This is a genomic window from Simplicispira hankyongi (assembly GCF_003570885.1).
Lineage (GTDB): Bacteria > Pseudomonadota > Gammaproteobacteria > Burkholderiales > Burkholderiaceae_C > Simplicispira > Simplicispira hankyongi.
Genome location: NZ_QXJC01000001.1, coordinates 498,326 through 524,762, shown reverse-complemented (window position 1 = coordinate 524,762; position 26,437 = coordinate 498,326). Strand labels below are relative to the sequence as shown.

General features: G+C 61.3%; 20 protein-coding genes and 1 tRNA gene. 9 read left to right on the top strand and 12 right to left on the bottom strand.

The window, feature by feature from the left end:
- Positions 1 to 65 precede the first annotated feature (65 nt).
- Positions 66 to 803 carry an acetoacetyl-CoA reductase gene (gene phbB / locus D3F03_RS02310; RefSeq protein ID WP_119107742.1) on the top strand — a complete coding sequence of 246 codons (738 nt, stop codon included), beginning with the start codon at positions 66 to 68 and terminating at the stop codon, positions 801 to 803.
- 392 nt (positions 804 to 1,195) lie between these two features.
- Here the strand turns inward: phbB and D3F03_RS02305 are convergent, their stop codons facing one another.
- The 6 genes from D3F03_RS02305 to dapC form a co-directional block, all read right to left on the bottom strand.
- Positions 1,196 to 3,235: an ABC-F family ATP-binding cassette domain-containing protein gene (locus tag D3F03_RS02305; RefSeq protein WP_119107741.1), complete on the bottom strand. Its 2,040-nt coding sequence runs from the start codon at positions 3,233 to 3,235 to the stop codon at positions 1,196 to 1,198.
- A 154-nt stretch (positions 3,236 to 3,389) separates the two neighbouring features.
- Positions 3,390 to 4,316, bottom strand: coding sequence for a 50S ribosomal protein L3 N(5)-glutamine methyltransferase (gene prmB / locus D3F03_RS02300; protein WP_119107740.1), 927 nt, complete (start codon positions 4,314 to 4,316; stop codon positions 3,390 to 3,392).
- Positions 4,313 to 5,494, bottom strand: a complete 1,182-nt coding sequence (dapE, locus tag D3F03_RS02295) for a succinyl-diaminopimelate desuccinylase (RefSeq protein ID WP_119107739.1) — start codon at positions 5,492 to 5,494, stop codon at positions 4,313 to 4,315. Before dapE ends, prmB begins: the two co-directional genes overlap by 4 nt.
- 8 nt (positions 5,495 to 5,502) lie before the next feature.
- Positions 5,503 to 6,672 carry a PilT/PilU family type 4a pilus ATPase gene (locus D3F03_RS02290; RefSeq protein WP_119107738.1) on the bottom strand — a complete coding sequence of 390 codons (1,170 nt, stop codon included), beginning with the start codon at positions 6,670 to 6,672 and terminating at the stop codon, positions 5,503 to 5,505.
- 49 nt (positions 6,673 to 6,721) lie between these two features.
- Positions 6,722 to 7,546: a 2,3,4,5-tetrahydropyridine-2,6-dicarboxylate N-succinyltransferase gene (dapD, locus tag D3F03_RS02285; protein ID WP_119107737.1), complete on the bottom strand. Its 825-nt coding sequence runs from the start codon at positions 7,544 to 7,546 to the stop codon at positions 6,722 to 6,724.
- Positions 7,543 to 8,760: a succinyldiaminopimelate transaminase gene (gene dapC / locus D3F03_RS02280; protein ID WP_119107736.1), complete on the bottom strand. Its 1,218-nt coding sequence runs from the start codon at positions 8,758 to 8,760 to the stop codon at positions 7,543 to 7,545. Before dapC ends, dapD begins: the two co-directional genes overlap by 4 nt.
- Positions 8,761 to 8,875: 115 nt before the next feature.
- On the opposite strand from dapC, the gene D3F03_RS02275 reads away from it, so the two are divergent.
- On the top strand, positions 8,876 to 10,387 hold the full coding sequence (locus D3F03_RS02275; protein WP_119107735.1) for a methyl-accepting chemotaxis protein: 1,512 nt from the start codon (positions 8,876 to 8,878) through the stop codon (positions 10,385 to 10,387).
- Here D3F03_RS02275 and D3F03_RS02270 read toward each other — a convergent pair.
- The 3 genes from D3F03_RS02270 to D3F03_RS02260 form a co-directional block, all read right to left on the bottom strand.
- The gene (locus D3F03_RS02270; RefSeq protein ID WP_119107734.1) at positions 10,324 to 11,007 is read right to left on the bottom strand and encodes an RnfABCDGE type electron transport complex subunit B; all 684 of its coding nucleotides are present in this window, start codon (positions 11,005 to 11,007) and stop codon (positions 10,324 to 10,326) included. The two genes, D3F03_RS02275 and D3F03_RS02270, sit on opposite strands and share 64 nt — an antisense overlap.
- 2 nt (positions 11,008 to 11,009) lie before the next feature.
- Positions 11,010 to 12,680 (bottom strand): polyhydroxyalkanoate depolymerase, encoded by a 1,671-nt coding sequence (locus D3F03_RS02265; protein WP_119107733.1) that lies wholly within the window; start codon positions 12,678 to 12,680, stop codon positions 11,010 to 11,012.
- Positions 12,681 to 12,862: 182 nt separating this feature from the next.
- On the bottom strand, positions 12,863 to 13,927 hold the full coding sequence (locus D3F03_RS02260) for a GTP pyrophosphokinase (protein ID WP_119108519.1): 1,065 nt from the start codon (positions 13,925 to 13,927) through the stop codon (positions 12,863 to 12,865).
- Positions 13,928 to 14,191: 264 nt separating this feature from the next.
- Between D3F03_RS02260 and D3F03_RS02255 the strand changes: the two genes are divergently transcribed.
- Positions 14,192 to 16,876, top strand: a complete 2,685-nt coding sequence (locus D3F03_RS02255; RefSeq protein WP_158606125.1) for a bifunctional diguanylate cyclase/phosphodiesterase — start codon at positions 14,192 to 14,194, stop codon at positions 16,874 to 16,876.
- Here D3F03_RS02255 and dusA read toward each other — a convergent pair.
- A complete protein-coding gene (gene dusA, locus D3F03_RS02250) occupies positions 16,864 to 17,886 on the bottom strand; it encodes a tRNA dihydrouridine(20/20a) synthase DusA (RefSeq protein WP_281271407.1) in 1,023 nt (340 codons plus the stop codon). The genes D3F03_RS02255 and dusA overlap by 13 nt on opposite strands.
- Positions 17,887 to 18,755: 869 nt before the next feature.
- On the opposite strand from dusA, the gene D3F03_RS02245 reads away from it, so the two are divergent.
- From D3F03_RS02245 to D3F03_RS02220, 6 genes are all read left to right on the top strand, one after another.
- On the top strand, positions 18,756 to 20,108 hold the full coding sequence (locus D3F03_RS02245) for a substrate-binding protein (RefSeq protein WP_119107730.1): 1,353 nt from the start codon (positions 18,756 to 18,758) through the stop codon (positions 20,106 to 20,108).
- A gap of 155 nt (positions 20,109 to 20,263) precedes the next feature.
- Positions 20,264 to 21,139 (top strand): branched-chain amino acid ABC transporter permease, encoded by an 876-nt coding sequence (locus D3F03_RS02240; RefSeq protein WP_119107729.1) that lies wholly within the window; start codon positions 20,264 to 20,266, stop codon positions 21,137 to 21,139.
- A gap of 15 nt (positions 21,140 to 21,154) precedes the next feature.
- Positions 21,155 to 22,990: a branched-chain amino acid ABC transporter ATP-binding protein/permease gene (locus tag D3F03_RS02235; protein WP_119107728.1), complete on the top strand. Its 1,836-nt coding sequence runs from the start codon at positions 21,155 to 21,157 to the stop codon at positions 22,988 to 22,990.
- Entirely contained in the window at positions 22,987 to 23,685 is a 699-nt protein-coding gene (locus D3F03_RS02230; protein ID WP_119107727.1) for an ABC transporter ATP-binding protein, read from the top strand. The genes D3F03_RS02235 and D3F03_RS02230 overlap by 4 nt, the downstream gene beginning before the upstream one ends.
- 45 nt (positions 23,686 to 23,730) lie before the next feature.
- The gene (locus tag D3F03_RS02225) at positions 23,731 to 24,018 is read left to right on the top strand and encodes a DUF1330 domain-containing protein (RefSeq protein WP_119107726.1); all 288 of its coding nucleotides are present in this window, start codon (positions 23,731 to 23,733) and stop codon (positions 24,016 to 24,018) included.
- A 111-nt stretch (positions 24,019 to 24,129) separates the two neighbouring features.
- On the top strand, positions 24,130 to 24,528 hold the full coding sequence (locus tag D3F03_RS02220) for a universal stress protein (RefSeq protein ID WP_119107725.1): 399 nt from the start codon (positions 24,130 to 24,132) through the stop codon (positions 24,526 to 24,528).
- A 269-nt stretch (positions 24,529 to 24,797) separates the two neighbouring features.
- Here the strand turns inward: D3F03_RS02220 and D3F03_RS02215 are convergent.
- Together D3F03_RS02215 and D3F03_RS02210 are read right to left on the bottom strand one after the other, a co-directional pair.
- A tRNA-Arg gene (locus tag D3F03_RS02215) sits at positions 24,798 to 24,874 on the bottom strand.
- A gap of 41 nt (positions 24,875 to 24,915) precedes the next feature.
- On the bottom strand, positions 24,916 to 26,397 hold the full coding sequence (locus D3F03_RS02210; protein WP_245960469.1) for a M14 family metallopeptidase: 1,482 nt from the start codon (positions 26,395 to 26,397) through the stop codon (positions 24,916 to 24,918).
- Positions 26,398 to 26,437: the final 40 nt, after the last annotated feature.

Here is a 26,437-nt window from a genome sequence, read left to right as displayed (position 1 = left end):
GCACAGATCGCCACTAGAGTGGTCACAGGCGTACCCGTCGGATATTTACCAAGAGGAGATGAGATATGAGCCAGAAAGTAGCGTACGTCACGGGCGGAATGGGCGGCATTGGAACGGCCATTTGCCAGCGCCTGCACAAGGAAGGTTTCACGGTCATTGCCGGCTGCGGCCCCACGCGCGACCACGCCAAGTGGATTGCCGAGCAGAAAGATCAGGGTTACACGTTCTACGCTTCGGTAGGCAATGTCGGCGACTGGGATTCCACGGTCGAGGCGTTTGCCAAGACCAAGGCCGAGCACGGCAGTATTGACGTTCTGGTGAACAACGCCGGCATCACGCGCGACCGCATGTTCCTCAAAATGTCGCGCGAAGACTGGGATGCGGTGATCGAAACCAACCTCAACAGCATGTTCAACGTCACCAAGCAAGTGGTGGCCGACATGGTGGAAAAGGGCTGGGGCCGCATCATCAATATCAGCAGCGTGAACGGTGAGAAGGGCCAGGCCGGGCAAACCAACTATTCGGCCGCCAAGGCGGGGATGCATGGTTTTTCCATGGCGCTGGCGCAGGAGATGGCCACCAAGGGCGTGACGGTCAATACGGTGAGCCCTGGCTACATCGGCACGGACATGGTCAAGGCCATCCGTCCCGATGTGCTGGAGAAGATTGTCGCGACCGTGCCGGTCAAGCGCCTGGGCGAGCCGAGCGAGATTGCCTCCATCATCGCCTGGCTGGCTTCGGAAGAGGGCGGCTACGCGACGGGCGCTGATTTCTCGGTCAACGGCGGTCTGCACATGGGTTGACGCGCTGCGTGCCCATGAAAAAACCCCGCAATGGCGGGGTTTTTTGTGCCTGAAACGACAAGTGCCAGGCGGGCTGCAGCGTCTTCGGCTAGGTGGATCAGAAGCGTGCGGGTGCGCGTTTGCGGTCGCGTTCGTCTTCGGGCCAGCAAGATGGGGCAGTGTGGATGGTGGTGTTCATGGGGGGTAACTCCTGAGATGGACCTACAACGCCCCCGCTTCCCGCCCCGTTGACACCCAGATCGCAAAAAAATGCAACTGGGCAAAACCCATGAAAAACCTCGCATGACCGCTATGCAATGCATAGCTTTCCAGGCTTGTGCAGCAAGCGATAGCCCCTGAAACCTCCAGGGCAGTCGATTGCATGCAAGCGCTGGGGCCCTGGATTTCTCGGCTCAACCTCCCTGCGCGGCCCCTTCCAGTTCCGAAGAGAGCTCCAGCCAGCGCTCTTCCAGGCGCTGGGTTTCTTCGAGCACCGCCTTGAGCTGCCTGCCGCATTCGGCCATCTGTGCCGGGGTAGGCTGGCTGGCCAGCCGCGCTTCCAAAGCACCGCGCTCGCCCTCCAGCGTGGCGAGGCGCTGGTCGATCTGCTCAAGCTCGCGCTTGAGCGGGCGTACTTGCTGCGCCAACTGTGCCCGGGCCTCTGCCGCCAGGCGGCGCTGCTCGCGTGCGTCGGGCGCCGTGCTGGCCGCCAATTCAATGCCTTTTCTGGCTTCAGCGCTTGCCCCGCTTGCGGGTACAGCTCTCTTTTCTGTAGTGCCGACAGGGGCTTTGGGGGCCATGGCTTCCGTTGCCGCCTCGGTCTTGGCCTGCTCGCGCTGGCGCTTGGCTTCGTCGAGCAGGTAGCGTTGGTAGTCGTCCAGGTCGCCGTCGAACGGCCCCACGGCGCCGCGCCCCACCATCCAGAATTCGTCGCACACGGCACGCAGCAGGGCGCGGTCGTGGCTGACCAGCATCACGGTGCCCTCGAATTCGTTCAGCGCCATGGACAGCGCCTCGCGCGTGGCCAAATCGAGGTGGTTGGTGGGCTCGTCGAGCAGCAGCAGGTTGGGGCGCTGCCAGACGATCATGGCCAGCACCAGGCGGGCCTTTTCGCCGCCGCTCATGCTGCCGACGTTTTGCTTGACCATGTCGCCGGTGAAATTGAAGCTGCCCAGGTAGCTGCGCAGATCCTGCTCTCGGCTGGGTTCGCGGCTGTTGGGGCCGGCTTCCTTGGCCAGGCGGATCATGTGCTCCAGCGGGTTCTCGTGCGGGCGCAGCACGTCCAGCTCCTGCTGGGCGAAGTACCCAATTGCCAGGCCTTTGCCCTCGGTGATGGTGCCGGCCAGCGGGGCCATGGTGCGGGCAATCGTCTTGACCAGCGTCGATTTGCCTTGGCCGTTGGCGCCCAGAATGCCGATGCGCTGGCCGGCCAGCACGCTGCGGCTGACCTTGCTCAGAATCGTGGTTTCCACGCCGTCTTCGCCCAGGTAGCCAAACGATGCATCGGTAATCGCCAGCATCGGGTTGGGCAGGTTAACTGGCTCCTTGAATTCAAAGGTGAATTCGGCGTCGGCCAGCACCGGCGCAATTTTCTCCATGCGCTCGAGTGCCTTGACCCGGCTTTGCGCCTGCTTGGCCTTGCTGGCCTTGGCTTTGAAGCGGGCGATGAACTTCTGCAAATGGGCGATTTTGTCCTGCTGCTTGGAAAAGCTGGACTGTTGGAGTTCGAGCTGCTCGGCGCGCAAATCTTCAAATTTGCTGTAGTTGCCGCCGTAGCGCGTCAATTGCGCGTGGTCGATGTGCAGGGTCACATTGGTCACGGCGTCGAGGAACTCGCGGTCGTGGCTGATGACGATCATCGTGCCTTCGTAGCGCTTGAGCCAGGCTTCCAGCCAGACGAGGGCGTCCAGATCCAGGTGGTTGGTGGGCTCATCGAGCAGCAGCAGGTCGCTCGGGCACATCAGCGCGCGGGCGAGTTGCAGGCGCATGCGCCAGCCGCCGGAGAAGCTATTGACCGGCTTGTCCAGTTCCGATACCTTGAAACCCAGCCCAAGGATCAGCGCCTGCGCACGTGGCACGGAATCGTGCGCACCGGCGTCGTGCAGGTCGGTGTAGGCGTGCGCGATGGCCATGCCGTCGTCCGCGGCTTCGGCGGCGGCGAGCTGAGCCTGCACTTCCATGAGCCGGGTGTCACCCGCGACCACAAAGTCGGTGGCGGGTGCGTCCGTCTCTGGCATGTCTTGTGCCACTTGCGACATGCGCCATTGCGTCGGGATGAAGAAATCGCCCCCATCCTCATGCAGGTTGCCGTTTAACAGGGCAAAGAGACTGGATTTGCCGGCCCCGTTGCGGCCGACAAGGCCGACGTGCTCGCCGGGGTTGATGGTGGCGTTGACGCGGTCCAGCAGAACCTTGGCGCCGCGGCGAAGAATGACGTTTTTGAGAGTGATCATGAAATAGGAAACCTTGGGGCGATTATCCCGCGTGCGTCCGGCAAGGCCGGACGGGCAGGTTGGCGCTCTGTGGGAAACGGCGCACCGCCCTGGCCAGCGCACGGGCTTGGCACTGGGGGCGATGCTGGGCTGAGACAGGAGGGCTCTGGGGTCGCTAACGCAGGCCTGCGCCGCCGCGCAGCGCGGCCTGGGTGATGAGCAGTACCTGGTCGGCGCCCGCGCTGGTGTCCAGCCAGTACACCGGCAGATGGGGAAAGGCGGCTTCGAAGTGCGCGCGCTCGTTGCCGATTTCCAGCAGCAACACGCCGTCTTCGGTAAGTTTGTCGGGCAGCTCGTGCAGCAGGCGGCGAATGAAATCCATGCCATCGGCCCCGCCCGCCAGGGCCAGTGCAGGTTCGGCGCGGTACTCAGCGGGCAGCGCCTGCATGCTTTGCGCATTCACGTAGGGCGGGTTGCAAACAACCAGGTCCCAGGGGCCAGGCAGCACATCCAGGCCGTCCGACTGCAGCAGTGCAATGCGATCGGCCAAGCCATGCCGGTCCACGTTGATGCGGGCCACGGCCAGTGCGTCGGCGGAAATGTCGGCGCCAGTGATGGCGATGTCGGGCCAGGCCATGGCGGCGAGCACGGCCAGGCTGCCATTGCCGGTGCACAGGTCAAGCACGGCGTGGGTGGTGTCGCTCAGGAACGGATCGATGCTGCCGTCGGCAATCAGCTCGGCGATCAGGCTGCGCGGAACGATGCTGCGCTCGTCCACATAGAACGGCACGCCCTGTAGCCAGGCTTCCTGCGTCAGGTAGGCGGCGGGCTTGCGGCTGGCGATGCGTTCTTCAAAAAGTGTAGCTACCTGCGCAAGCTCCGCCTGCGTTACAGGCCTATTTTGCCTGGAATCCGGTTCGTCTCCCAAGGCCGTATCGAGCGGCAGACCCAAGCGCCAGAGCACCAGCCAGGCGGCCTCGTCGTGGGCGTTGGTGGTGCCGTGGCCAAAGGAGACGCCGGCTGCTTGCAGCAAGGCGGCGCCCGAATCGACCAACGCGCCCAGCGTGGCGCCAGCCAGTGGCGGCAGAGTTGGCACGTTCATGGCTGGGCAGCCGCCAGCGTGTTCAAGTGCTCCAGCGTGCGGCGGTAGATGTTCTTGAGCGGTTCGACGTCGGCGAGGGCAATGTGCTCGTCGATCTTGTGGATGCTGGCGTTCGGCGGCCCGACCTCGACCACCTGCGGGCACAGCGTGGCGATGAAGCGCCCGTCGCTGGTGCCGCCGGTGGTGGAGAGTTCGGTGGCGAGGCCCGTCTCGTCGGCAATCGCCCGCTGCACCGCGTCCACCAGTTCGCCGGGCGTGGTCAGGAAGGGCTGGCCGCCGAGTGTCCATTGCAGCTCGTATTCGAGTTCATGGCGGTCGAGCACGGCGTGCACGCGCTGCTTGAGGCTCTCGGCGCTTGATTCGGTGCAGAAGCGGAAGTTGAAATCGACCACCACCTCGCCGGGAATGATGTTGCTCGCGCCCGTGCCGCCGTGGATGTTGCTCATCTGCCAACTGGTGGGCGGGAAGAAGGCGTTGCCACCGTCCCAGCGCATGGCGGCGAGTTCGGCCAGCGCCGGAACCGCCTGGTGGATGGGGTTGCGCGCCAGATGTGGGTAGGCAATGTGGCCCTGAATGCCGCGCACGACCAGCTTGCCGCTGAGCGTGCCGCGGCGGCCGTTCTTGATCATGTCGCCGGTGCGCGCCACCGAGGTGGGCTCGCCGACGATGCACCAGTCGATCCGCTCGCCGCGTGCGCGCAGCTGCTCGACCACCACCTTGGTGCCGTCCACGGATGGGCCTTCCTCGTCGCTGGTGAGCAGCAGGGCGATGCTGAGATGCGGCGCCGGCGTGGCGGCCAAAAACTCTTCCACCGCGACGACAAACGCCGCAATCGACGTTTTCATGTCGCTTGCGCCGCGCCCATAAAGTTTGCCGTCACGCTGCATGGGCACGAAGGGGTCGCTGCCCCATTGCGCCACGGGGCCTGTGGGGACAACGTCGGTATGGCCGGCAAAAACTATCGTTTTGCTAGCTGCAAGCCCTTTACCATCATGCGCTGAAGGCCGTTTTGACCATAAATTCTGCACCCGGAAGCTCTCCGGGCCGCTGTCCATGGCTTCGCAGGCAAAGCCCAGCGGCGCCAAGCGCGCTGTGAGCAGCGCCAGGCAGCCTGCGTCGTCGGGGGTGACGGAGGGGCGAGCAATCAGTTGTTCGGCCAGTGTGAGGGTGGGGGACATGGAATGCGTCAATCGCCGCCCCTGACATCGAGCACGATTTCGGTGAACGACGGTGCTTCGTCCTGGGCCTGCGCCTCGCTGGCTTGCTTGTTGGCCTGCGCCGCTTTGGAGGCGAGCGAAAAGTCGTTTTGCAGGCGCCACATGAGGTTGGTGGGGGAGTCGGCGTAGGCCAGCCCCTCCTTGCGGTCGATGCGGTTTTCGAGGATGAGGCGCGCCAGGTCTTCCTCAAACGTTTGGGAGCCTTCGGCCATGGATTTTTCCATGGCCTCCCGGACGCCAGAAAAATCGCCGCCCTCAATCAGTTCGGCCACGAGTTTGGTGTTGAGCATGACTTCCGCAGCCGGCACGCGTTCGCCGCTCGTGGTGCGCACCAGGCGCTGCGAGACGATGGAACGCAGGGCCGCTGCCAGGTCGCCGAGCATGGTCTCGCGCACTTCCACAGGGTAAAAACTGAGGATGCGGTTGAGCGCCTGGTAGCTGTTGTTGGCGTGCAGCGTTGCCAGGCAAAGGTGGCCCGACTGGGCATAGGCAATGGCTGCCGACATGGTTTCGCGGTCGCGGATTTCACCGATCAGGATCACGTCGGGCGCCTGGCGCAGCGCGTTCTTCAAGGCCACTTGCAGCGATTGTGTGTCCGAGCCCACCTCGCGCTGGTTGACGATGGATTTCTTGTTCCGGAACTGGTACTCGACCGGGTCTTCAATGGTCAGGATGTGGCCGGTCTGCAGGTTGTTGCGCCGGTCGATCATGGCGGCAAGCGTGGTGCTCTTGCCCGAACCGGTCGCGCCCACCACCAGAATCAGGCCGCGTTTCTCCAGGATCAGATCACCCAGGATCGCAGGAAGGTTGAGCGATTCGAGTTCGGGAATCTGCTGGCTGATAAAGCGAATGACCACCGCGTAGCTGCCGCGCTGGCGCATGCCGCTGACGCGAAAGCGCCCCACACCCGAGAGCGGCACGCCCATGTTGAGCTCACCGGTTTCCTCCAGCTCCTCAATGCGGTCGGGTGGGACGATTTCGGACAGCAGGTTGCGCGGTGCTTCAGGCGGCAGGATCTGGTTGTTGATCGGCACGCATTCGCCATTGATCTTGATCAGTGCCGGTGCGTTGGCCGACAGATAGACGTCGGATGCCTTTTTTTCGGCCATCAGGCGCAGGATTCGCTCCATCGTGCTCATGGTGTACTCCCTCGGGTGGTGTCGTGCGGACCTGCGCCAGTGTTGTTCTTCAGTCGCGCAGCAGGTCGTTCAGGCTGGTGGTCGAGCGGGTCTTGGCGTCCACCTTCTTCACGATGATGGCCGCGTACATGCTGTACTTGCCACCTTCCTTGGGCAGGCTGCCGCTGATGACGACCGAGCCGGCGGGGATGCGGCCATAGCTCACCTCGCCCGTGGCGCGGTCGTAGATGGGGGTGCTCTGGCCGAGGTAAACCCCCATGCTGATGACGGAGTTTTCTTCGACGATCACGCCTTCGACGACTTCGGAGCGTGCGCCGATGAAGCAGTTGTCTTCGATGATGGTGGGGTTCGCCTGCAGCGGTTCGAGCACGCCGCCCAGGCCCACGCCGCCCGAGAGGTGCACGTTCTTGCCAACCTGCGCGCAACTGCCGACGGTGGCCCAGGTGTCGACCATGGTGCCTTCATCGACGTAGGCGCCGATGTTCACGTACGACGGCATCAGAATGGCTCCCTTGGCGATGAAGCTGCCGCGCCGCGCCACGGCGGGCGGCACCACGCGCACGCCGGTGGCCGCCATCTCCTGCGGCGAGAGGTGCGAGAACTTCGTTGGCACCTTGTCGAAGAAGGCGAGATCGCCGGCCTTCATGATTTCGTTGTCCTTGAGGCGGAAGGAAAGCAGCACCGCCTTCTTGATCCACTGGTGCACCGTCCACTGGCCAACGGCCTCACGCGTCGCAACCCGCAGCTTGCCGATGTTGAGTTCGGCAATCACGTGCTCGACGGCATCCACGATCTCCTTGGGTGCGTTGGCCGGCGAGAGGCTGGCGCGGTCGTCCCACGCGGTGTCGATAAGTCTCTGGAGTTGCTGTGTCATGAGGTCTTTTGCAAGGGTAACGATTGGATGAATTGCACGATGCGCTGCGCGGCCTCCACGCATTCCGCCGTTTCGGCGACCAGGGCCATGCGGATGCGCTGCGCACCCGGATTGGCGCCCTGCGCTTCGCGCGCGAGGTAGCTGCCGGGAAGCACTGTCACATTGTATTGAGCCAGCAGCGCGCGTGCGAACGCCTCGTCGGACAGGCCCAGGGCATCGGGAATGCGCGCCCAGAGGTAGAAGCCGGCGTCTGGCAAGGCAACGTCAAGCACTGGCGCGAGCAGCGGGGTCACGGCGGCGAACTTGGCGCGGTAGAGGGCCCGGTTCTCGATGACATGGGCCTCGTCGCCCCAGGCGGCAATGCTGGCGGCCTGCACTGGCGGCGACATGGCACCGCCGTGGTAGGTGCGGTAGAGCAGGAAGGATTTCACAAGCGCGGCATCGCCTGCAACAAAGCCGCTGCGCAGGCCGGGCACGTTGCTGCGTTTGGACAGGCTGGTGAAGGCCATGAGGTTGCGAAAATCAGTCCGCCCCAGCCGTGCCGCCGCTTCCAGACCACCCAGTGGCGGCGTATCGCGAAAGTAGATTTCGCTGTAGCACTCGTCCGAGGCGATGACGAAGCCATGCCGGTCCGAGAGCGCAAACAGCTTCTCCCACTCGGCCAGCGGCATGACGGCTCCCGTGGGGTTGCCTGGTGAGCAGACGTACAGGAGCTGCGTGCGCTGCCAGACCTCATCTGGCACGCTGTCCCAATCCACCGCGAAATTGCGCGCTGGGTCGCTGGGGGCGTACCAGGGCGTTGCACCTGCCAGCAGGGCGGCGCCTTCGTAGATTTGGTAGAACGGATTGGGGCAGACGACCACGGGGCTTGCCCGCGAAGCGTCAACCACCGTCTGCGCAAAGGCAAACAGCGCCTCGCGCGAGCCGTTGACAGGGAGTACCTGCGTGGCCGGGTTCAGCTGCAAGCCGTAGCGGCGCGCCAGCCAGCCTGTGAATGCTTCGCGCAGCCTCGGCTCGCCTGCCGTGGCCGGGTAACTGGACAGGCCGCCGAGGCCGGCCACGAGCGCTTGGGTGACGAAAGCCGGTGTTGCGTGGCGGGGCTCACCCATACCCAGACTGATGGCGGGGAGATGCCCGGGAGGAACCACCTCGGAAAAAAGCTGGCGCAGGCGCTCAAAAGGGTAGGGTTGGAGCCGATTGAGCAAGGGATTCATCAGGGCATTATCGGTGAAGGCTCCGGCTGCAGTGGTGCCGTAAGCAATTGGAAACTTCGCGGGTCTACACTCAGAAAGGGTGTGATCCGAGGGTAACAAAAAGAAAGAGACCGAGATGTCTGCATCGTTGATCCTGCGGCCGGGCCGCTGGTTGCTCGAACGCCTGGGCGTCGCGCAGCAAATGCTTGCCGTGGCAGCCCTTGCCATCCTGGGTTTGCTTGGGCTCGCGGCTTTTGCCAGTTCAGGCGCGGAGGCGAGCTGGTTATGGGGGATTGCTGCGGCAATTGCCGCGCTCGTCGCCTATGCCGCCGCTGCCGCTGCGACAGGGGTTTCGTCAGACATTGCAGCGCTGACAGGTGCCATGGGCCAGGCCATGCGCGGTGACCTGCGGGCACGCACCGGTCTGCAAGGCAAAGGCGAGCTCGTCCGGTTGGCCGCCATGCTCGACGCCATGGTGGTGACCCTTTCGTCCATGGTGGCCGATGTGCGCAGCAATGCCGCGCTGGTCTCACATGCCGGCGATCAGCTGGCAAGCGACAACCGTGCCCTTGCCGATCGCACCGAGCAGCAAGCGGCCAGCCTGGAAGAGACGGCAGCCAGCGTAGAGCAGCTTTCGGGCACGGTGCAGAACAATGCGCACACCGCACAAGGCGCTGACGCACGCGCCAGCCAGGTGAGCCAGTCGGCGGCTCAAGGGGCCGAAGCCATGGCGCGCGCCGTTGCCTCGGTGGAGGCGATCCAGCAGGGCGCACGGCGGATGAATGAAATTATCGGTGTCATTGACGGTATCGCCTTTCAGACCAACATCCTTGCGCTCAACGCTGCTGTCGAGGCAGCACGGGCAGGTGAGCAGGGCCGAGGCTTTGCCGTGGTGGCGTCGGAGGTGCGCATGCTGGCGGGTCGATCTGGCGATGCGGCGCGCGAAATTCGCCAGCTCATTGGCGCTTCGGTGCAGCAGGTGGAAGAGAGTGCGGGCCTGATTCGAAAAGCTGGCGAGACCATCGCGGGAATGGCGTCGGGCATACGCTCGGTGGCGCTCACCATGTCCGAAATCGCCACAACGGGTGCCGAGCAGAGCACTGGTCTCTCGGAAATCACCGCGGCAGTGCGCCAGTTGGACCAGATCACGCAGCAAAATGCCCAAATGGTCGAGCACGCAGTGGAGCAGTCCGTTGCCCTCGGGGAGCGCGCGGCAACGCTCTCGAGCGCGGTGGCCTCGTTTCAGCTCCAGCAAGGCACGGCGCAGGAAGCGCGGGCGCTGGTGGAAGGCGCCGTGGGGCTGTACAACCGTGGTCTTTCGCGAGAACAGTTCCTGCGCACCCTGACCGATCCGAGCCAACCCTGGCACGACCGCGACATGTATGTATTTGCGCTGGACCGTCTCGGCACGTACCTGGCGTTTGGCGGCAACCCCGCGAAAGTGGGCACTTTGGTGCGCGACATCCCAGGAATTGCCGGCGACCAGTTGGTGGCCGATATCTTGGCGCAGGCGGAGCGCTCGCCGGGCTGGGTGGAATACGACATTGCCAACCCGATCACCGGCAAGGTGCAGACCAAGATGTCCTATGTGTGCTTGGTGGGCGAGCTGTACGTGGGCTGCGGCGTGTACAAGTCGCTGGTGTCCTGATGCGTTCGGGTGCGCGCCCTGGCGCGTGCCAACGCGGCTTCAATCACAGTTTGCCTGCTGCTTGGGCCGGTAGCCGGTGGCTGCTGAACGGCTGCCGTGTGGTCGTCACGCGCAAGGCGCGCCTGCCGCGCTTCGTAGCGTTGTTTGGCATGGTCTGCCTGCACGCTTGACCACGCTTGCCACCCTGTGGCCGCGCCACTGGCGTTGACCATGGCGATGCAGTCGATGGGGCACACCGGCAGGCACAATGCGCAGCCGGTGCAGTGTTCCTCGATGACCGTGTGCATGCGTTTACTGGCGCCGACGATGGCATCGGTAGGACAGGCATCCAGGCACAGCGTGCAGCCTATGCACCAGGCTTCGTCGATGACGGCGATGCTGCGCGGCGCTTCCTCGCCGTGGTCTGCGTTAAGGGGAATCACCGGCCTGCCAGTGATGGCGGAAAGCCGCGCCACGCCGTCGGCACCGCCGGGTGGGCACTGATCAATGCCGGCAGCTCCGTCAGCGATTGCCTGCGCATAGGCTTGGCAATCCGGAAACCCGCAGCGGGTGCACTGCGTTTGTGGCAAGGCGACGGCAATGCGCGCCGCCAGGCCGCCTGGCGCTGGCGGCACAGGCATGGTCAGACCTTCTTGCGCGATGCCGGCTTGGGCGTTTCAGACGATGGCGGTGCGTCCGTCACGACCGTGGCTTTCGCGTCGACCTCTGGCTCTTGTGCAGGAGCGGCCGCGCCGGTAGGGCGCTCGGCGGGTGCCGGGTCTACCCAGCGTGTGGCAAGCGTCGGCGCCACGGCAGTGGTGCGTGCAGGTTTTACTGGCAAAGGCAGAGCCTTGGCTGGCTCAGAAGCGACGGCTGCGGTGGCCTTCTTGCTGGCCGTCGCACGGGTAGCGGCAGATGCGCCCCCCCGCTTGCTGGCAGGTTTGCGCGGTGCAGGTGCTGGCGCCACTGCGACGGCTTTCTTGGCAGTTGCGGCTTTGGTTACGGCCACTTTGGGTGCTTCAGGCGCAGGCACAGGGGCGCTGGACACCCCGAGCTGGTGCTCGGCAATGAAGTTGCGCACCTGAGGGTAGACCGTCTCGCGCCAACGTCGGCCGCTGAAGATGCCGTAGTGCCCTGCGCCCTTGACTTCGAGGTGCCGCTCCTCCTTGGCCGGAAGGCCGCTGCACAACGCGTGCGCGGCGCGGGTCTGGCCTGAGCCGGAGATGTCGTCCAGCTCGCCTTCCACGGTCAGCAAAGCAGAGTGTTTGATGTCTTGGGGGCGCACGCGCTCAAGGCTGCCATCGGGTGCGCGCACATCCCAGGTGCCGTTCACCAACTCGTACTTCTGGAACACGGTCGCAATGGTTTCCAGATAGTAATCCGCGTCCATGTCGAGCACAGCGTTGTATTCGTCGTAGAAGGCGCGGTGTGCATCGGCGCTGGCGTCATCGCCTTTGATGAGGTTCTTGAAGTAGTCGTAGTGGTTGCCCGCATGGCGGTCGGGGTTCATGGCGACAAAGCCCGTGTGCTGCAGGAAGCCAGGGTACACGCGCCGGCCTTTGCCCGGAAAACTGTCGGGGACTCGGTAGATGACATTGCTTTCAAACCACTCGTAACCGCGCTTGACCGCCAAATCGTTCACACTGGTAGGGGATTTGCGCGCATCGATGGGGCCGCCCATCATGGTCATGGACAGCGGCACCTGTTCACCCCGGCTGGCCATCAGCGAGACGGCTGCGAGGACGGGCACCGTGGGCTGGCAGACGCTCATGACGTGGCAGTTGCCGTATTTGCCTTGCAGGTGGCGAATGAAGTCTTCCACGTAGTTGACGTAATCGTCCAGATGGAAAGCGCCTTCCGAAAGCGGCACCAGCCGGGCGTTCTTCCAGTCGGTGATGTACACCTTATGCCCCTGCAGCATGGTGCGCACCGTGTCGCGCAAGAGCGTGGCGTAGTGGCCGGAGAGGGGGGCGACAATGAGCACTGCGGGCTGGTTTTTGAGCTTGGTCAGCGTGGCCGAGTCGTCCGAAAAGCGTTTGAAGCGGCGCAATTCGCAAAAAGGCTTGTCGATCTCTATACGCTCGTGAACGGCAATTTCTACGCCATCGACCTGTACGGTGTTGAGGTTGAACGCGGGCTTTTCGTAGTCCTTGTACAGGCGGTACAACAAGTCGTAACCCGCAGACATGCGCTGTGCGAGTGCCGATTTCTGAAAGGGCAGTACCGGGTTGCTGTAGAGCTTGGACGCGGCGAGGGCGAAGTCGGCAAACGGCTCCATGAACGAGCGCTGGGTTTCGTAAATCTGGTAGAGCATGGGCGAATCCGTTTATGTTGCAGTGCAATATAGCAGCGATCTGTTACGACTGCAGCCCCGTACTAGTACGCATAAGAAGTCGCGTGAGGGACAGCGTGCAGACCTGGAATGGGAGAATTTGCCAAAGATGGCTATCTTAAAGAGAGCTAACAATTCAATATAGATAAGCGGTCTGGCCCATTTTATTGATTTTTATCTCGCCCTGCATTCGACTGAAGCCAGGTATCAAATCTTGTTCTGGCCACCTTGCGCAAGGCTGCAGTGAAGACCTGTTTGTTACCAAGGTACAGGCAATGGCGCATCACGGTGTAGGGGTTGAACGACCCCCCGCCATCCTTCTCCTCCAGGAACAGCCGGTAGCGTTTGACGGTTCCGATGTGGCTGCGCACCAGGTGATTGAAACGTGCGCGGTTGATATCCGGAGCCCAGCCGTGGATGTCTTCCACGAAGCCATCGACCTTGTGCGGCTCGAACTCGAAATCCTTGAAGAAGTGCGTCGCAATCTTCAGGAATGTGAAAGCATTGAGTTGGCTGTTGGCAACATCGCGCTGTGTGGCAGGGGCATCGCTTGGGCGCTCGTCCTCGCTCTCGTCTGGCGCTGCGCGCAATTCGAGCTCGGTCTCGTCGCGGATTTGCCTGAATTCCCGATCAGCCAGTTCAAACAGGGCTGCCAGCACATTGATACGGCGCTTGAGCGGACTGGGGATGGCTTTCTTGTACTTGATCTTGTGGTCCAGGATGGCCCAGGAGTCTTGTATGACGGTGCGGATTTGCAATTCAAAGGCATCCCTGGGCCCGGTTACCGCGTCCGCTGCGTGTGTGGGTATCGGGCGCAGGTCTAAGTGCAGGCCTTTGTAGCCGAAAGACGCTTCCGTAGCCTCGACCGCGCTGACCTTATCGGTCATGTCGATCACTTCAAAATGGCCCCGCACGGTGGTGGCCACTTTCTCCAGTTCGTCTTCGTACAGGCAGACCACGCGCAGGCCGATCATGTCGCTCAGGTAGTGGCTAATTTCGTAAGGAGTTCCACTTTCTTCCAGGCTCGCGCGGTATTTGCGCGAGAACTTGCGTAGTGCCTCGTGCGGGTCCTTGATGCGCCAGTCCACCTTGCATCCAGGAACTGGCCCCGCCAGGATGCCCTGCAGCTGCGTTGCATAGGCGGCCGCTGCAGCGTGCCACTGCGCAGCATGCAGCGTATGAAATTCGAGGAATCGTGCTCGCTCGCGTTCAAATTCGGATGTGGGCATGGTGTCGTTGCGAAGGAGGGGCATTGTGGCTGGTTTGGCATTGGCGCGCAGCCAGACGGGTTCGCTTGCAACGCCAGTCGTGTCTGCACTGCGATGGCGATATTGACCCGGCCGCGCACTCAGTGCCGGCAACTGCATCAATAATGCACCACGGCACCTCTTTCGGGTGCATTGACTTGCCCTTGCATGTTTGCGCCGCATTTCTTCTTTCGACGCTTTCGGACCCAACAAGGCCATTGGCGCCTGCCGACCCTGATGGGGCCGGTGATCAGCCTTGTCTTGCTGCTGGCCACTGCGCTGTACTGGTCTGGCGAAGGCCGGCAGGTCGAGGCCAAGCGAAATGCGGCATACCGCAGGGCACTGGAGCGCATTGTGGATGCGCTTGAGGACCGTGTGACGGCTCACGAGATTGTGCTGCGCGGACTGAAGGGGTACTACGAGGCGTCCGAATCCATTGACCGTACGGAATTCCACGCTTATGTTGCGCAACTCAAGCTGCAGCATGTTTTGCCCGGCCTGCAGGCAGTGGCCTACATCGTGCGTGTCAAGGGTGGGGAGGCCGCAGCCCATGTATCGCGTATGCGTGCCATTGGTGTTCTGGACTATCGACTGCGAGCTCCGGCTGGTCGCGATGAGTACCGTCCGTTGACGCTGATCGAACCGCAATCGGAAGACAACCTGCGCGTGATCGGTGTGGATACCGCGACCGTGCCTGAAGCACTGGAGGCGCAGAACCAGGCGCGTGACTCGGGTCTTCCCGCCATGACCCGCAGCTTGCTTCTGCGCCAAGATGTAGGCCTGCGTACCGACCGCAGCGCGGTCATGTACCTGCCGATGTACGCTGCTGGCCAGCCACTTGGGTCGGTTGAAGAGCGAAGGGCTGCATTGACGGGATGGGTCTCGGGCCCGTTTCGCATCAAGGACTTTGTCGAAGGCATAGGACAACTGGTTGGCGATGAGGTTGCCATCGCAATCTTCGACGGGCCGATGAATCAACCGGCCTCCCTTATCTACCAAGCGCCAGGGTTCGTGACAGGTGCTCCGCTAAAGCGGCAATCCGTGCGTTCGTTGCCGGTGGCGGGGCGTACCTGGACCGTGGCGGCTCAGCCCCTGCCGATGATTGCCAAGCGATTTGACTCGGGCGAGCGCAACCTGGTCGCGCTATTGGCCACGGTACTGAGCCTGACGGTAGGGTGGTTTACCTGGTTCCTGTCCACTCGGCGCGATCACGCCGTGGCGCTGGCCGAACGCATGACACGGGAGTTGCGCCAGACGCGTGACGATTTGCAGGCCACGCTGGACGCTACGCCGGACTGGATGTTCGAACTCGATGCACAGGGATGCGTGCTGCATTGCCACAATGCCCCTGGGTCTGCGCTGCATGCTCAGGCAGGGCAACTGCTGGGCAAGAGCCTGCTTGACGCGGCCTCGAGCAAAACGGCATTCGGTTGCCGCGCGGCCTTGGAGACTGCAACTGCGCGCGGCTATTCGTCCGGGCATGAATTGCAGCTCATGGTGGACGGTCAGAGCCGCTGGTTTGAGCTGTCGGTGGCGCGCAAACATGGCGCGGGACTGGGCACAGAGACGCACTTCATTGCACTGCTGAGGGATATATCCGAGCGCAAGCAGGCAGCAGAACGAACGTACCGTCTGGCGTATTTCGATTCGCTTACGGGAATGCCCAATCGCAGGATGTTGCTCGATCGACTGGCTCAGGCGCTGAGCGCCGCAACGCATGCGGGCCGCGTGGGTGCTCTGATGTTTTTGGATCTGGACCATTTCAAGCATATCAACGACGCGCATGGACATTCTGCTGGCGATGCCTTGCTGGTGCAGGTCGCGCAGCGTTTGACACAGGCTGTGCCTGCTACCGACACTGTGGCCCATATTGGGGGGGACGAATTTGTGGTGCTGGCCATTGATTTGTCAGACCAGCTCGATACGGCAAGCCTGCTGGCGTTGCGGCTTGCAGAGAGCCTGCGCGGAGCTCTGGATGCTCCGTTCAGCATTGGCGGATACGGCTTTGCAAGCAGCGTCAGCATTGGCCTGACCCTGTTTCCCAAACAAGGCGAAGCCGTGGAAGATCTTTTGCGTGAAGCCGATACCGCCATGTACCGGGCGAAAGATCTGGGACGCAACCGCATTTGCTTCTTTGAAGCTGCCATGCAGGCGGACGTGCAGCGGCGTTTGGCGCTGGAGCAGGATTTGAAAGTGGGTTTTGCCACTGCCCAGCTCAGCGCCTTTGTGCAGCCCCAGGTGGAACTGGGTGGCGCGGTGGTCGGTGCCGAGTTGCTGATGCGCTGGCAGCATCCGCAGCGCGGCGCCATTTCACCTGTCGAATTCATCCCTGTGGCCGAGGCATCGGACCTGATCGTGCATATGGGTGACTGGATGGTCGAGCAGGCCTGCACCGCGCTGGCGCAACTGCAGGCGGCTGGTGTGCTGGTGCCCTTGTCGGTCAACGTGAGCCAGCGCCAGTTTCGTCATGAGGGCTTTGTCACCAGGGTTCAATCCTTGCTTGCGCAGAGCGGTGCCCGTGCCGACCATCTGGTGTTGGAAGTGACCGAGAGCCTGCTGGCTGAGCAGATGGAGCAGACCATCGCGCGCATGGGAGAGCTGGTTGCGCTTGGGGTGCGCTTTTCCATCGATGACTTCGGCACCGGTTACTCGAGCCTGGCCTATCTCAAGCGCATGCCGCTCTATGAACTCAAGATAGACCGGAGTTTCGTGCAGGACACACCCATAGACCCCAGCGACACCGCCATCGTGCAGACCATTCTTGCCATGGCACGCAACCTCGGTTTGCGCGTCGTGGCCGAGGGCGTCGAAACGCAGGCACAGGCAGATTTTCTGGCGGCCAACCGCTGTGACGTGTTCCAGGGGTATTTTTTTGGCCGCCCGGAACCGCTTGCTGGGTGGGTTGCACGGCGTGTGGCTCAGGCGGGTTGATCGGCACGATCCTGCACGGCGTTTTGCGCGGCCCGGGCGCGAACCATGACCGCGTGCGCTGGCCATTCCTTGAGGTGGTGGTCACTCCATACCTGACGCCACAGGCGTGCACCGCGCAGGCCGTGGCGCAGTCCCAGCATATGGCGCGCAACCGAGGGCCAAGGTGTACCGTAGCGTGTTTGTTCGCGTGCCATGTAGTCCACCATGGCCTCCTCAATGGCTTCGCGCTCAAGCGCCTGGGGCGCGGCACCGAAATACAGCGCATCCCAGCGTGCCAGCCACCAGGGGTTGTGGTACGCCTCACGCCCGATCATCACGCCATCGAGTCCGGCCAGCTGTGCGGTGACTGCGTCGTCACTCGCCAGGCCGCCGTTGAGGGCGAAGGTTAGAGCCGGAAAGTCGGCCTTGAGCCGGTGCACCACCTCGTAGCGCAGTGGTGGAATCTCGCGATTTTGCTTGGGCGAGATCCCCTCCAGCCAGGCGTTGCGTGCATGCACGATGAAGACTTCGCAACCCGCATCGGCCACCTGGCCGACAAAATCGCGCACGAAGTCGTAGCTTTCATCGCGGCCTATGCCTATGCGGTGCTTGACCGTCACGGGCACTTGGACGGCATCGCGCATGGCCTTGACGCAATCGGCCACGAGCTGCGGTTCCTTCATGAGGCTGGCGCCAAAGGCGCCGCGCTGCACGCGCTCGCTGGGACAGCCGCAATTGAGGTTGATTTCCTGGTATCCCCATGCTTCGCCCTGCCGCGCGGCGAGCGCGAGGGCTGTCGGTTCGCATCCACCCAGTTGCAGGGCCACTGGGTCCTCCTCTTCATTGCGCCGCAAATGTCTTTCCGTGCCGCCGTGCAGAACGGCGCCTGCGTTCACCATTTCGGTATACAGCAGCGCATGTCGGCTGAGCAACCGGTGAAAGTAGCGACAGTGGCGGTCGGTCCAGTCCAACATCGGGGCAACGGAGAGGCGCCAGGGCGAGAACGAGGGGGTAGGTGTGCAGGCGTTCACAGTAAAGATGCAATCCCCATGGGGCTATGAAAAATGCCTTGCTTGCCTCTCAAGTATGGGCATTCAGAAAATTCCGGCGACAGTAGCATCCTTTCGCAAGGGATGTCCTGCACCACACGTCGCAAGGAGTGATACGGGACATCCCAAGGCATCGGTCATGCGCAAGGCAGTTCGCCAGCCCAGTCAACTCGGCGGAATGCATGCGTTGGCGCCATTGAGTGGCGAGCAAAGCATCAGGTGTGCGCTGCACCAGACAGATGCTGACGATACGCAGGAACACGCGAGAACCTGGAAGGCACTGGCATGCGCACCGACTCTACCTGTTACCTGTCGCACCCCGGACGATCACGATCTAAAAGGGCGATGAAGCGCGATGCTGGACACATTCGGATCTGTTTGAATGAAGCGAAGCGAGCGGGCTGCTGGTGTTGACCGGAACTATTGAATCAGGCATTGATTGACAATGTCGCCCTTCTTTATCTTACATATACCTGACGAGTGTTGGTGTTTGCGGAGATTTCATTTCAGGGTTTTCCAGTCTTTGAAGTTGTTTCCTGTGGTGCTAGATTGGTACTGTTTCAGGTATGAGGCAACAAGCTATTATTATCTTACATATGCCTTACGAATGACGGCATTTGCGGAGATTTCATTGCAGGGTTTTCCAGTCTTTCAAGATATTTCCTGTGGTGATAAATTGGCGTTGTTTCGGGTATGAAACGGCAAGCTATTATTCTTAATGGCGTGTTTTTGTGGTTTTGATCGATGTCGGCGTGGCCCGATGGTCGGCAGATTTTCATCGCTGCAAATATTTGTAAACTATCGGGTCCAATCTGGGTTTATTCGGATTGAAATAATCAACGAGGAAACACATGTCAGATTTTAAATCTCAAAAGGAGATGACGGCTGTCATTTCGCGTCGTGATGCTCTGCAGTTGAGTGCGGGTACTCTGCTGACGACTTTTGGTGGCGTGCAATGGGCCTATGCGGCCGACAAGCCTGCCATGGGTACGTGGCCCGAAGGGTCCAAGGGCGATACGGTGTATCTGGGGGCGGCTGTTCCCTTGACCGGTGCTTATGCGGTGCAGGGCGCAGACGAGCTCAAGGGCTGGGAGCTTGCGGTCGAGCACATGAATACCAACCACCCCCTGATGAAGAAGCTCGCGCCCAAAGTGAACAATGGCGTGCTCGGGAAGAAAGTGGGTCTTGTGTCTGCGGATTCGGCTGCCAAGCCCAACCAGGCGCTGCAGTCGGAGCAGACCTTCATCAACAACAACAAGGTTGTTCTGATGACCGGCTCCACCTCGTCGGCGGTGGCGGTGGCGCTGAACAAGTTTGCTCAGCGCGAAAAAATCCTCTACATGCCAGGGATTTCCGGTTCGAATGACACCACCGGCAAGGATTGTGTGCGTTACGGGTTCCGGCAGGGGTTTTTCGGGGAAATGGCGGCCAATGCGATCGGCCCGGTGTTGGTGAAGAATTTCGGCAAAAATCGCAAGGCCGCCTTCATGACGCCGGACTATACCTATGGCCATACCACAACCCAATCGGTTGCGGATTATCTGACCAAGGAAGCTGGATGGACGGTGGTGACCAATCAGGTGTCCCCGTTGGGTACGCAGGATTTCAGTCAATACCTGACCAATATCGCCAATTCTGGTGCCGATTTCCTCATTAACGTCAATTGGGGTCGGGATGCCGTGTTGTCAAGTCAGCAGGCCAAGCAGTTTGGTCTGTTGCCCAAGATGACCTTGGTCCTGCCCTATCAAATTCCATTCTTTGCCAAGGAAGCCGGGGTGGATATCAGTGCCGGGGTGTTTGCGGCGACCGATTTCTGGTGGACGCTGGAAGACAAATACCCCCTCGCCAAGATGTTTGTCGAGGCCTTTTCCAAAAAATACGGCTATCGCCCAGAGTGGGGCGCAGAAAACGCCTACGTCAGCTTTGCCCATTGGGCTCGCATGGTGACCGAGGCAGGCAGCTTCTACCCGCCCGATGTCATCAAGCAGTGGGAAAAGGGCGAAGTCATTCCTTCGCTGCTGGGTGATTTTGCCTACCGGCCGCAGGACCACCAGTACCTGCACCCCGTAGTCATTGTTCGTGGCAAGGCCAAGAAGGACATGAAGAATCCGGAGGATTTCTGGGAAGTTGTTGAAGTCGTTGCTGGCGACAAGGTGATCCAGCCGCCGGACGCCTTCGGTTGCAAACTGGGTGACTACGCCTGACCGAAATGCTGGTGCCCTGGCAGCCTAGGTGCTGTCGGGGCGTCAGTAGCATGATTTTTCCCGTCTGAAGGCGGGATTTGGATCTCCTGATCGGTTCAGGGGTGAGTAGCTGTTGTCTCAATCTTTGAATCCATTTGCGATGAGGGCAGGTCAGCGTGATTAATTGGGCTAATTTCATCTCGCAATGTTTCAACGGACTGGTGTTGGGAGCGCTGCTGGCGCTGATCTCCTCTGGTCTGACGATCATTTATGGCACGCTGGGCGTGCTCAATCTTGCGCATGGCGCGATGTTCATGCTGGGGGGCTATGCGGGCTGGGTGGCTTTCACCTACACCGGCTCCTTCGTCATCGCCGTAGTCGCCGGCTCGCTGTTCGTGGCGCTTGTCGGTATCGTGATGGAGCGGCTGATCATTCGCCACTTCTACACCAGACCTGCAGAGGATCAGCTTCTTGTCACATTCGGCCTGGGGATCGTTTTTGTTGAGTTGGTGCGCTTTGCCTATGGCAGCTTGTCAAAGTCCGTGCCTCCGCCAGCGCCTCTAATGGGTATCACGAACCTGGGGTTCATGCTCTATCCGACCTACCGCCTGGCATTGCTGGGCATCATTACCGTGGCGCTGCTTGCGCTCTACTTCGTGCTGTACCGCACCCGTATCGGCATGATTGTGCGTGCCGGCATCGAGGATTCGGTGATGGTCGATTCGCTGGGCATCAACGTCTACAAGATATTCATGCTGGTGTTCGGCATTGGGGCTATGGCGGCAGGCTTTGCCGGTATCGTCAATGCGCCGGTGGTGTCTCTTGCCCCGGATGTGGGGGAAGCCATTCTGGTGCAGACCTTCGTGGTCGTGGTCATTGGAGGGGTCGGATCGTTCCCTGGAGCGGTGCTTGGTGGCTTGGTGGCCGGCGAGCTGATCAGCTTGACGTCCATGGTCAATCCCGCCTACTCCTACGTGATGCTCTTCGTGGTAATGACACTTGTGCTGGTCTTCCGTCCGCGCGGATTGCTTGGCGCTGTAGGTCGCGAATAAACAGGGTCTTCAGTAATGCGCAGACAAATTCCTTTCTTGGTCGAGGCCCTGACGATTTTGGGCCTGGTGGCAGCACCCTTTGTGCTTCCACACCTTGGTTTCAACCCGACCACCATTAACCGCATCCTGGTGTGGGGTTTGGTGGGCATAGGCTTCGACCTGCTTTTTGGCTACACCGGGTTGTTGTCGTTTGGGCAATCGGCTTTCTTTGGCAGTGGTGGCATGTTCGCCGCCTATCTGCTAACGCAAACTTCGATGCACAACACCGTTGCCGCCTTGCTGATCGGCACGGTGGTGGCGGGTGTCATCGGCTTCTTCATTGGCCTGATCGCACTGCGACGCACTGGCATCTATTTCGCCATGATCACGGTGGCCATTGCCGAAGTGTTCTTTTTTATCGAGTTCAACCCATTGTCGGCATTCACGGGTGGTGAAAATGGTTTACCCGGCGTGCCTACGCCCAACCTGAGCTTGGGTTTTACGACCATTGAGTTCAGCAGCAACATGGGAATGTACGGGTTCCTGGCATTCTGCTATTTCGTCGGCCTGATGATCGCACTGCGCCTCGTGCGTTCGCCCTTTGGACTGGTGCTGCGGGCTATCCGGGAAAACCCCTTGCGCGCCCAGGCACTTGGCCACAACATCCAGCGCTACAAGTTGGCGGTGTTCGTGGTAGCCGCCATGTACGCGGGTTTTGCTGGTGGCTTGCTTGCGTTGATGCAGGGGTTCATGCCGCCAGATGCGTTCATGTTCTCCACCTCGGGCGAGATCGTCATGCAGACGGCCATCGGTGGCGCGGGCACCTTGTTTGGCCCTTTGCTGGGCGCGGCAGTATGGCTCTATCTGAGTGATTTCTTCCAGACCGTGCTGAATTTGGGTGCGACCTGGAGACTCATACTCGGCATTGTGTTTGTGCTGCTGGTGGTTTTTTTGCGGCATGGTTTGGCCGGCGCGATTTCGGACGCCTATCGCTGGATGCGTCGAGGTAGGCAAGGAGCTCAGCCGCAATCTGGCGCTTCTGTAGCTGGCCGCACGCCGGGAACTGCCAGCCACGCAAAGGTTGGACGCAAGCCCACGAAGAGCAAGGACGGTGTGTTGCTGTCAGCTACCGGGCTGACCAAGCACTATGGTGGCCTGGCGGCCAATAGCGATATCGATTTCAGTGTCATGCATGGCGAGATACGCGGCATCATCGGCCCCAACGGCGCTGGCAAAAGCACGTTCTTCAAAATGCTCACCTGTGAGGTCGAGCCTACGGCAGGCAAGATCGTCTTCGACGGCCGTGACATCACCAAAATGGGCGTCATTGATGCCTGCCAGATGGGCTTGACCAAGAGCTACCAGATCAATCAGCTCTTTGAGAAGCTGACGGTGCGCCAGAACCTAGAGATCGCCGTGCTTGGTGAGGTGCGCGGCAAGTTCAAGCTCGACATGTTCAGGAACCTGCACAAAGTCCGCAAGCTTGATCACCATGTGGAGGGCACAGCCGCCCTCGTGCACCTGTCCGACCGTTTGGATGCACCGGTATCGGAACTGGCTTATGGCGAAAAGCGCCGCCTTGAGATAGGGCTGGCGTTGGCAACCTCGCCTAGCCTGCTGTTGCTCGACGAGCCGCTGGCCGGCATGAGTACCCAGGAGCGCGTCGAAACCGTGGCGCTCCTCAAGGCGATTGCTGAGGGCCGTACGCTGATCGTCATCGACCACGATATGGATTCCCTGTTTGAGCTGGCCGGCAAAGTCACCGTGCTACAGGAGGGGCGTGTGCTGGTCGAGGGCACGCCTGAGGAAATCAAGAACAACCCCCTGGTGCAAGAAGCCTATCTGGGTGGTGTTCACGAGGAGATGGTATGAGCCTGCTCGAAGTCAACGGTCTCAACAGCTACTACGGCGACAGCCATATCCTGTTCGATGTTTCGCTGCGCGTAGAAAAGAATGAAGTTGTGGCGCTACTGGGTCGCAATGGCGCTGGAAAATCCACCACTTTCAAGAGCCTAATGGGCGTGGTCAAGCCCCGCACTGGCAGCGTCAAAATGGACGGCGTGGAGTTGGCTGGAAAAAAGGCGCATTCCATTGCACAGTTAGGGATGCAGCTTGTCCATGAAGAGCGGCGTATTTTCGGCAGTCTCACGGTGGAAGAGAACATCATTCTCGCCGGGTTGACAGCCCCAAAAAAATGGCCGCTTGAGCGCATTTATGAAATGTTCCCGCGGCTCAAGGAGCGGTGTTTTAGCCGCGGAACGGACCTGTCAGGCGGTGAGCAGCAAATGCTGGCGATTGCCCGAGCATTGGTGCGCGATCCAAAGATCATCTTGCTCGACGAACCCTTTGAGGGGTTGGCGCCAGTCATTGTGCAGGACATCATGCGCATTTGCCGTGATCTGGCGCAGTCAGGTCAGACCATTTTCCTGATCGAGCAGAACTTGGCGGCCACGCTGGCTTTGGCCAACCGCATTTACATCCTGAACAACGGCCATATGGCGCACGAAAGCACGGCGGCGGAGCTCAAGGGCCAGCCCGAAATCGTGCAGCGCTATCTGGGCGTTTAATTGCGGCCTGCCGACTCTGTTTTTCTAAACCTTTATTTGGTTGCTATGTCTGCAGCTTACGTGGTGGGCCATATCACCGTCAGAGATCCAGATCGGTGGGACGAGTACCGGACCAGGGTGCCACAGACGCTGGAGCCATGGAGTGGTGAATTGGTGTTTCGTGGTACGCAAGTGGCAGTCCTTGCGGGCGAATGCACGCATCCGGACATTGTCGTGATCCGTTTTCCTACGGTGGCCGCGGCAGAAGGCTGGTTCTCCTCCGCGGCTTATCAGGCGCTTATTCCGATCCGGCATCAGGCTGCAGATGTGACGCTGGTGTCCTACGAAGTCTGAGGGTGCTGCTGCTACCATTCTGAGTGCGATCTGACGCTGCCCGATCCGAGTAAGGACTGCGCCACAAGCTACGCAGGTCCACCATTCAAAACATTTAAGGAGATACCGCACATGACCATCCTCGTCGCCTACGTTTCACGCCCCGAAGGCCGGGCCGCACTCGACAAGGCCATCGAACTTTCAAAGGAGCGCCAAGAGCGGATGCTGATCGTTAACGCTGGCCCCGGTGGTCAGCAGGAGGATGCATCCCTGGTACCCGCGTTTGAAGTCGAACAGATCGAGGAGCAGATCGCCGCACAAGGCATCCAGGGCGAGTTCAAGCAGTTTGTCCGTGGCAAGAATGCCGTGGAGGAAATCAACGACCTCGTCGAAACGGGCGATATCTCCATTTTGATCATCGGCCTGCGCAAGCGCACTGCCGTAGGCAAGCTCATTTTGGGCAGTGTTGCCCAGGAGATCTTGATGACGGTTCCGTGTCCCGTGCTGTGCGTGAAGGCTGCAGGCGTCTGACGGCAGCATTTTCTTTTTCACGCCGAAGGAGCATTTGTCAAGATCGCGCGAGATGTGAAACGGTGTGACACGTTTTACCTGCCAATAGGGCGGGCAGACGGTGCGGGCTGTCACTGACGGCGGCCAGCGTCGTCCGCGCTTGGCCTTCGTGTTGGCGTTTGATTTGGCAGCGTAGCGAAACACGAAAAAGTGCCTTGCACCGAAGCAGGTTCCGAGAGGAGCCTGACCCCCTGACCTCTTGAGCCACAGTTTTGCCGGGGAGTGTGGATTGGCCAGCCAGGAGGGACTCGAACCCCCTACCCATGTCTTAGAAGGACATTGCTCTATCCAGATGAGCTACTGGCTGTCAAACTTGATTCTAAGCGGGCACACCGGGCTTGAAATGGCTCAGTTCGATTCTTCAAAGACCAGCGAGGGCGTGGAGACGATCCGCGCCACCTCGCTGACGTCTTCAATCACCTGGCGTGCAATGTAGCCCGCTGGGCTGTCGGGTTCCAGTGCAGCCACGGCAAGGTTGGCCAGCGGTTGGTTCAGGGGCACGTAGTAACTCCCGACGGGCACATCGATCGCATTGCGTCGCAGTTGCACTTGTGGCGCTTGGCCTGTGGCGCTGGTGCCTGTCTGATCGTAGCTGTCGGCGAGTATGGAGCCGGGCTCGGCCACGCGCATTACTTGCACGCCCAGCAGCTTGAGCCTGTCCACGACATTGTCCGCACGTGCTGCCAACCAGTACCCGCAGGGGCGTGGCCGTGCAGTCGTGGTGCGAAGCTTCAGAGGGCTGTCCCAGCTTACGTGTTCCGTGCGCTCAACGCCGGATTGCGCGTCCAGCAACTCGATATCGCGTTGCGCTGGCGTGGGCACCGCTTGCACCACCACCTGGCCGTGGCAGGCAAGCGCACGGGTATCGCGTGCCACAAAGCTGCGCACCTGATCCAGATTTGATGACCGCTCTGCAGTGCTGCGCAATGCGCTGGAGATGGCTGTGACCAGGGTATGAACCCGGCGCTGGATATGCTCGCGCCCCAGGCCTACGCCGCGGCTGGCAACGACGAAGCCCACGGCGTCCTTCAGTCCACTGGCATTGCGCACGCTCTCTGGCAGCACACTGCCACCCGCGACGCGGTCGCGCCCAGCACCAGCAACAGGCTCGAAATACCAGTCGTTGCGCAGGCGCTCGGTGTTGAGGGAGGCCGCCATGGGCTCGTAATACCACTCGCGTGCGGCCTTGCTGAGAAATTCTGGAACATTGGCCGCCGTGGCGTACTGCAACAGCGCGTCGTCGCTTTGCACCGCCCCAAATTGCTCGGTCAGTGCCCCTGCGGCCTGGAATTCGCGTGCGTCCAGCACCAGGATCGGCCGGTAGTCGCGGGTCAACGTGGCAATGGCGCGCGCTTCTGGGGTGGACAGGGTCAGGTGGTCTTTGGCCATATCCACGCCGGAAGCGGTTGCGCTGGTGCCGGTTTCTGCTCCGTCCGGATTGGCGCGTGGCACCAGCACCACGTTGATGCGGTCCAGCAAAGGCTCCAGCAAGCCACCGGCCAACTCCTGGGCCAGTACCAGCAAGGCCTCCGCGCCAGCGGGTTCGTCGCCATGCTGCTGGGCCAGGAGCAGCACAGTCGGCCGGTGCGACGCCTCAAGGGCGTCCGGCGTTGTGCCATTGGCGCGTGTGATCACCAGCCCCAGGATGGGCTCGCCCTGCTGTGAAGGGCCGAGGTGCAGCAATTCGGTTCGGGTGCCAGCCCCTTGTTGCGCCGAGGCGATTACCCCCAACCAATCAGCGAGCTCTGCGTTGGTGGTGAATGCACGGCGACCGTCGGCCAGGCCTGGGGTGCGGTAGCGCACCATGGGATCAGGAAAATGCGCTGTCACGGCACTCGGCTCACCCGGCGTGGGCACCTGGAGTGTTGCC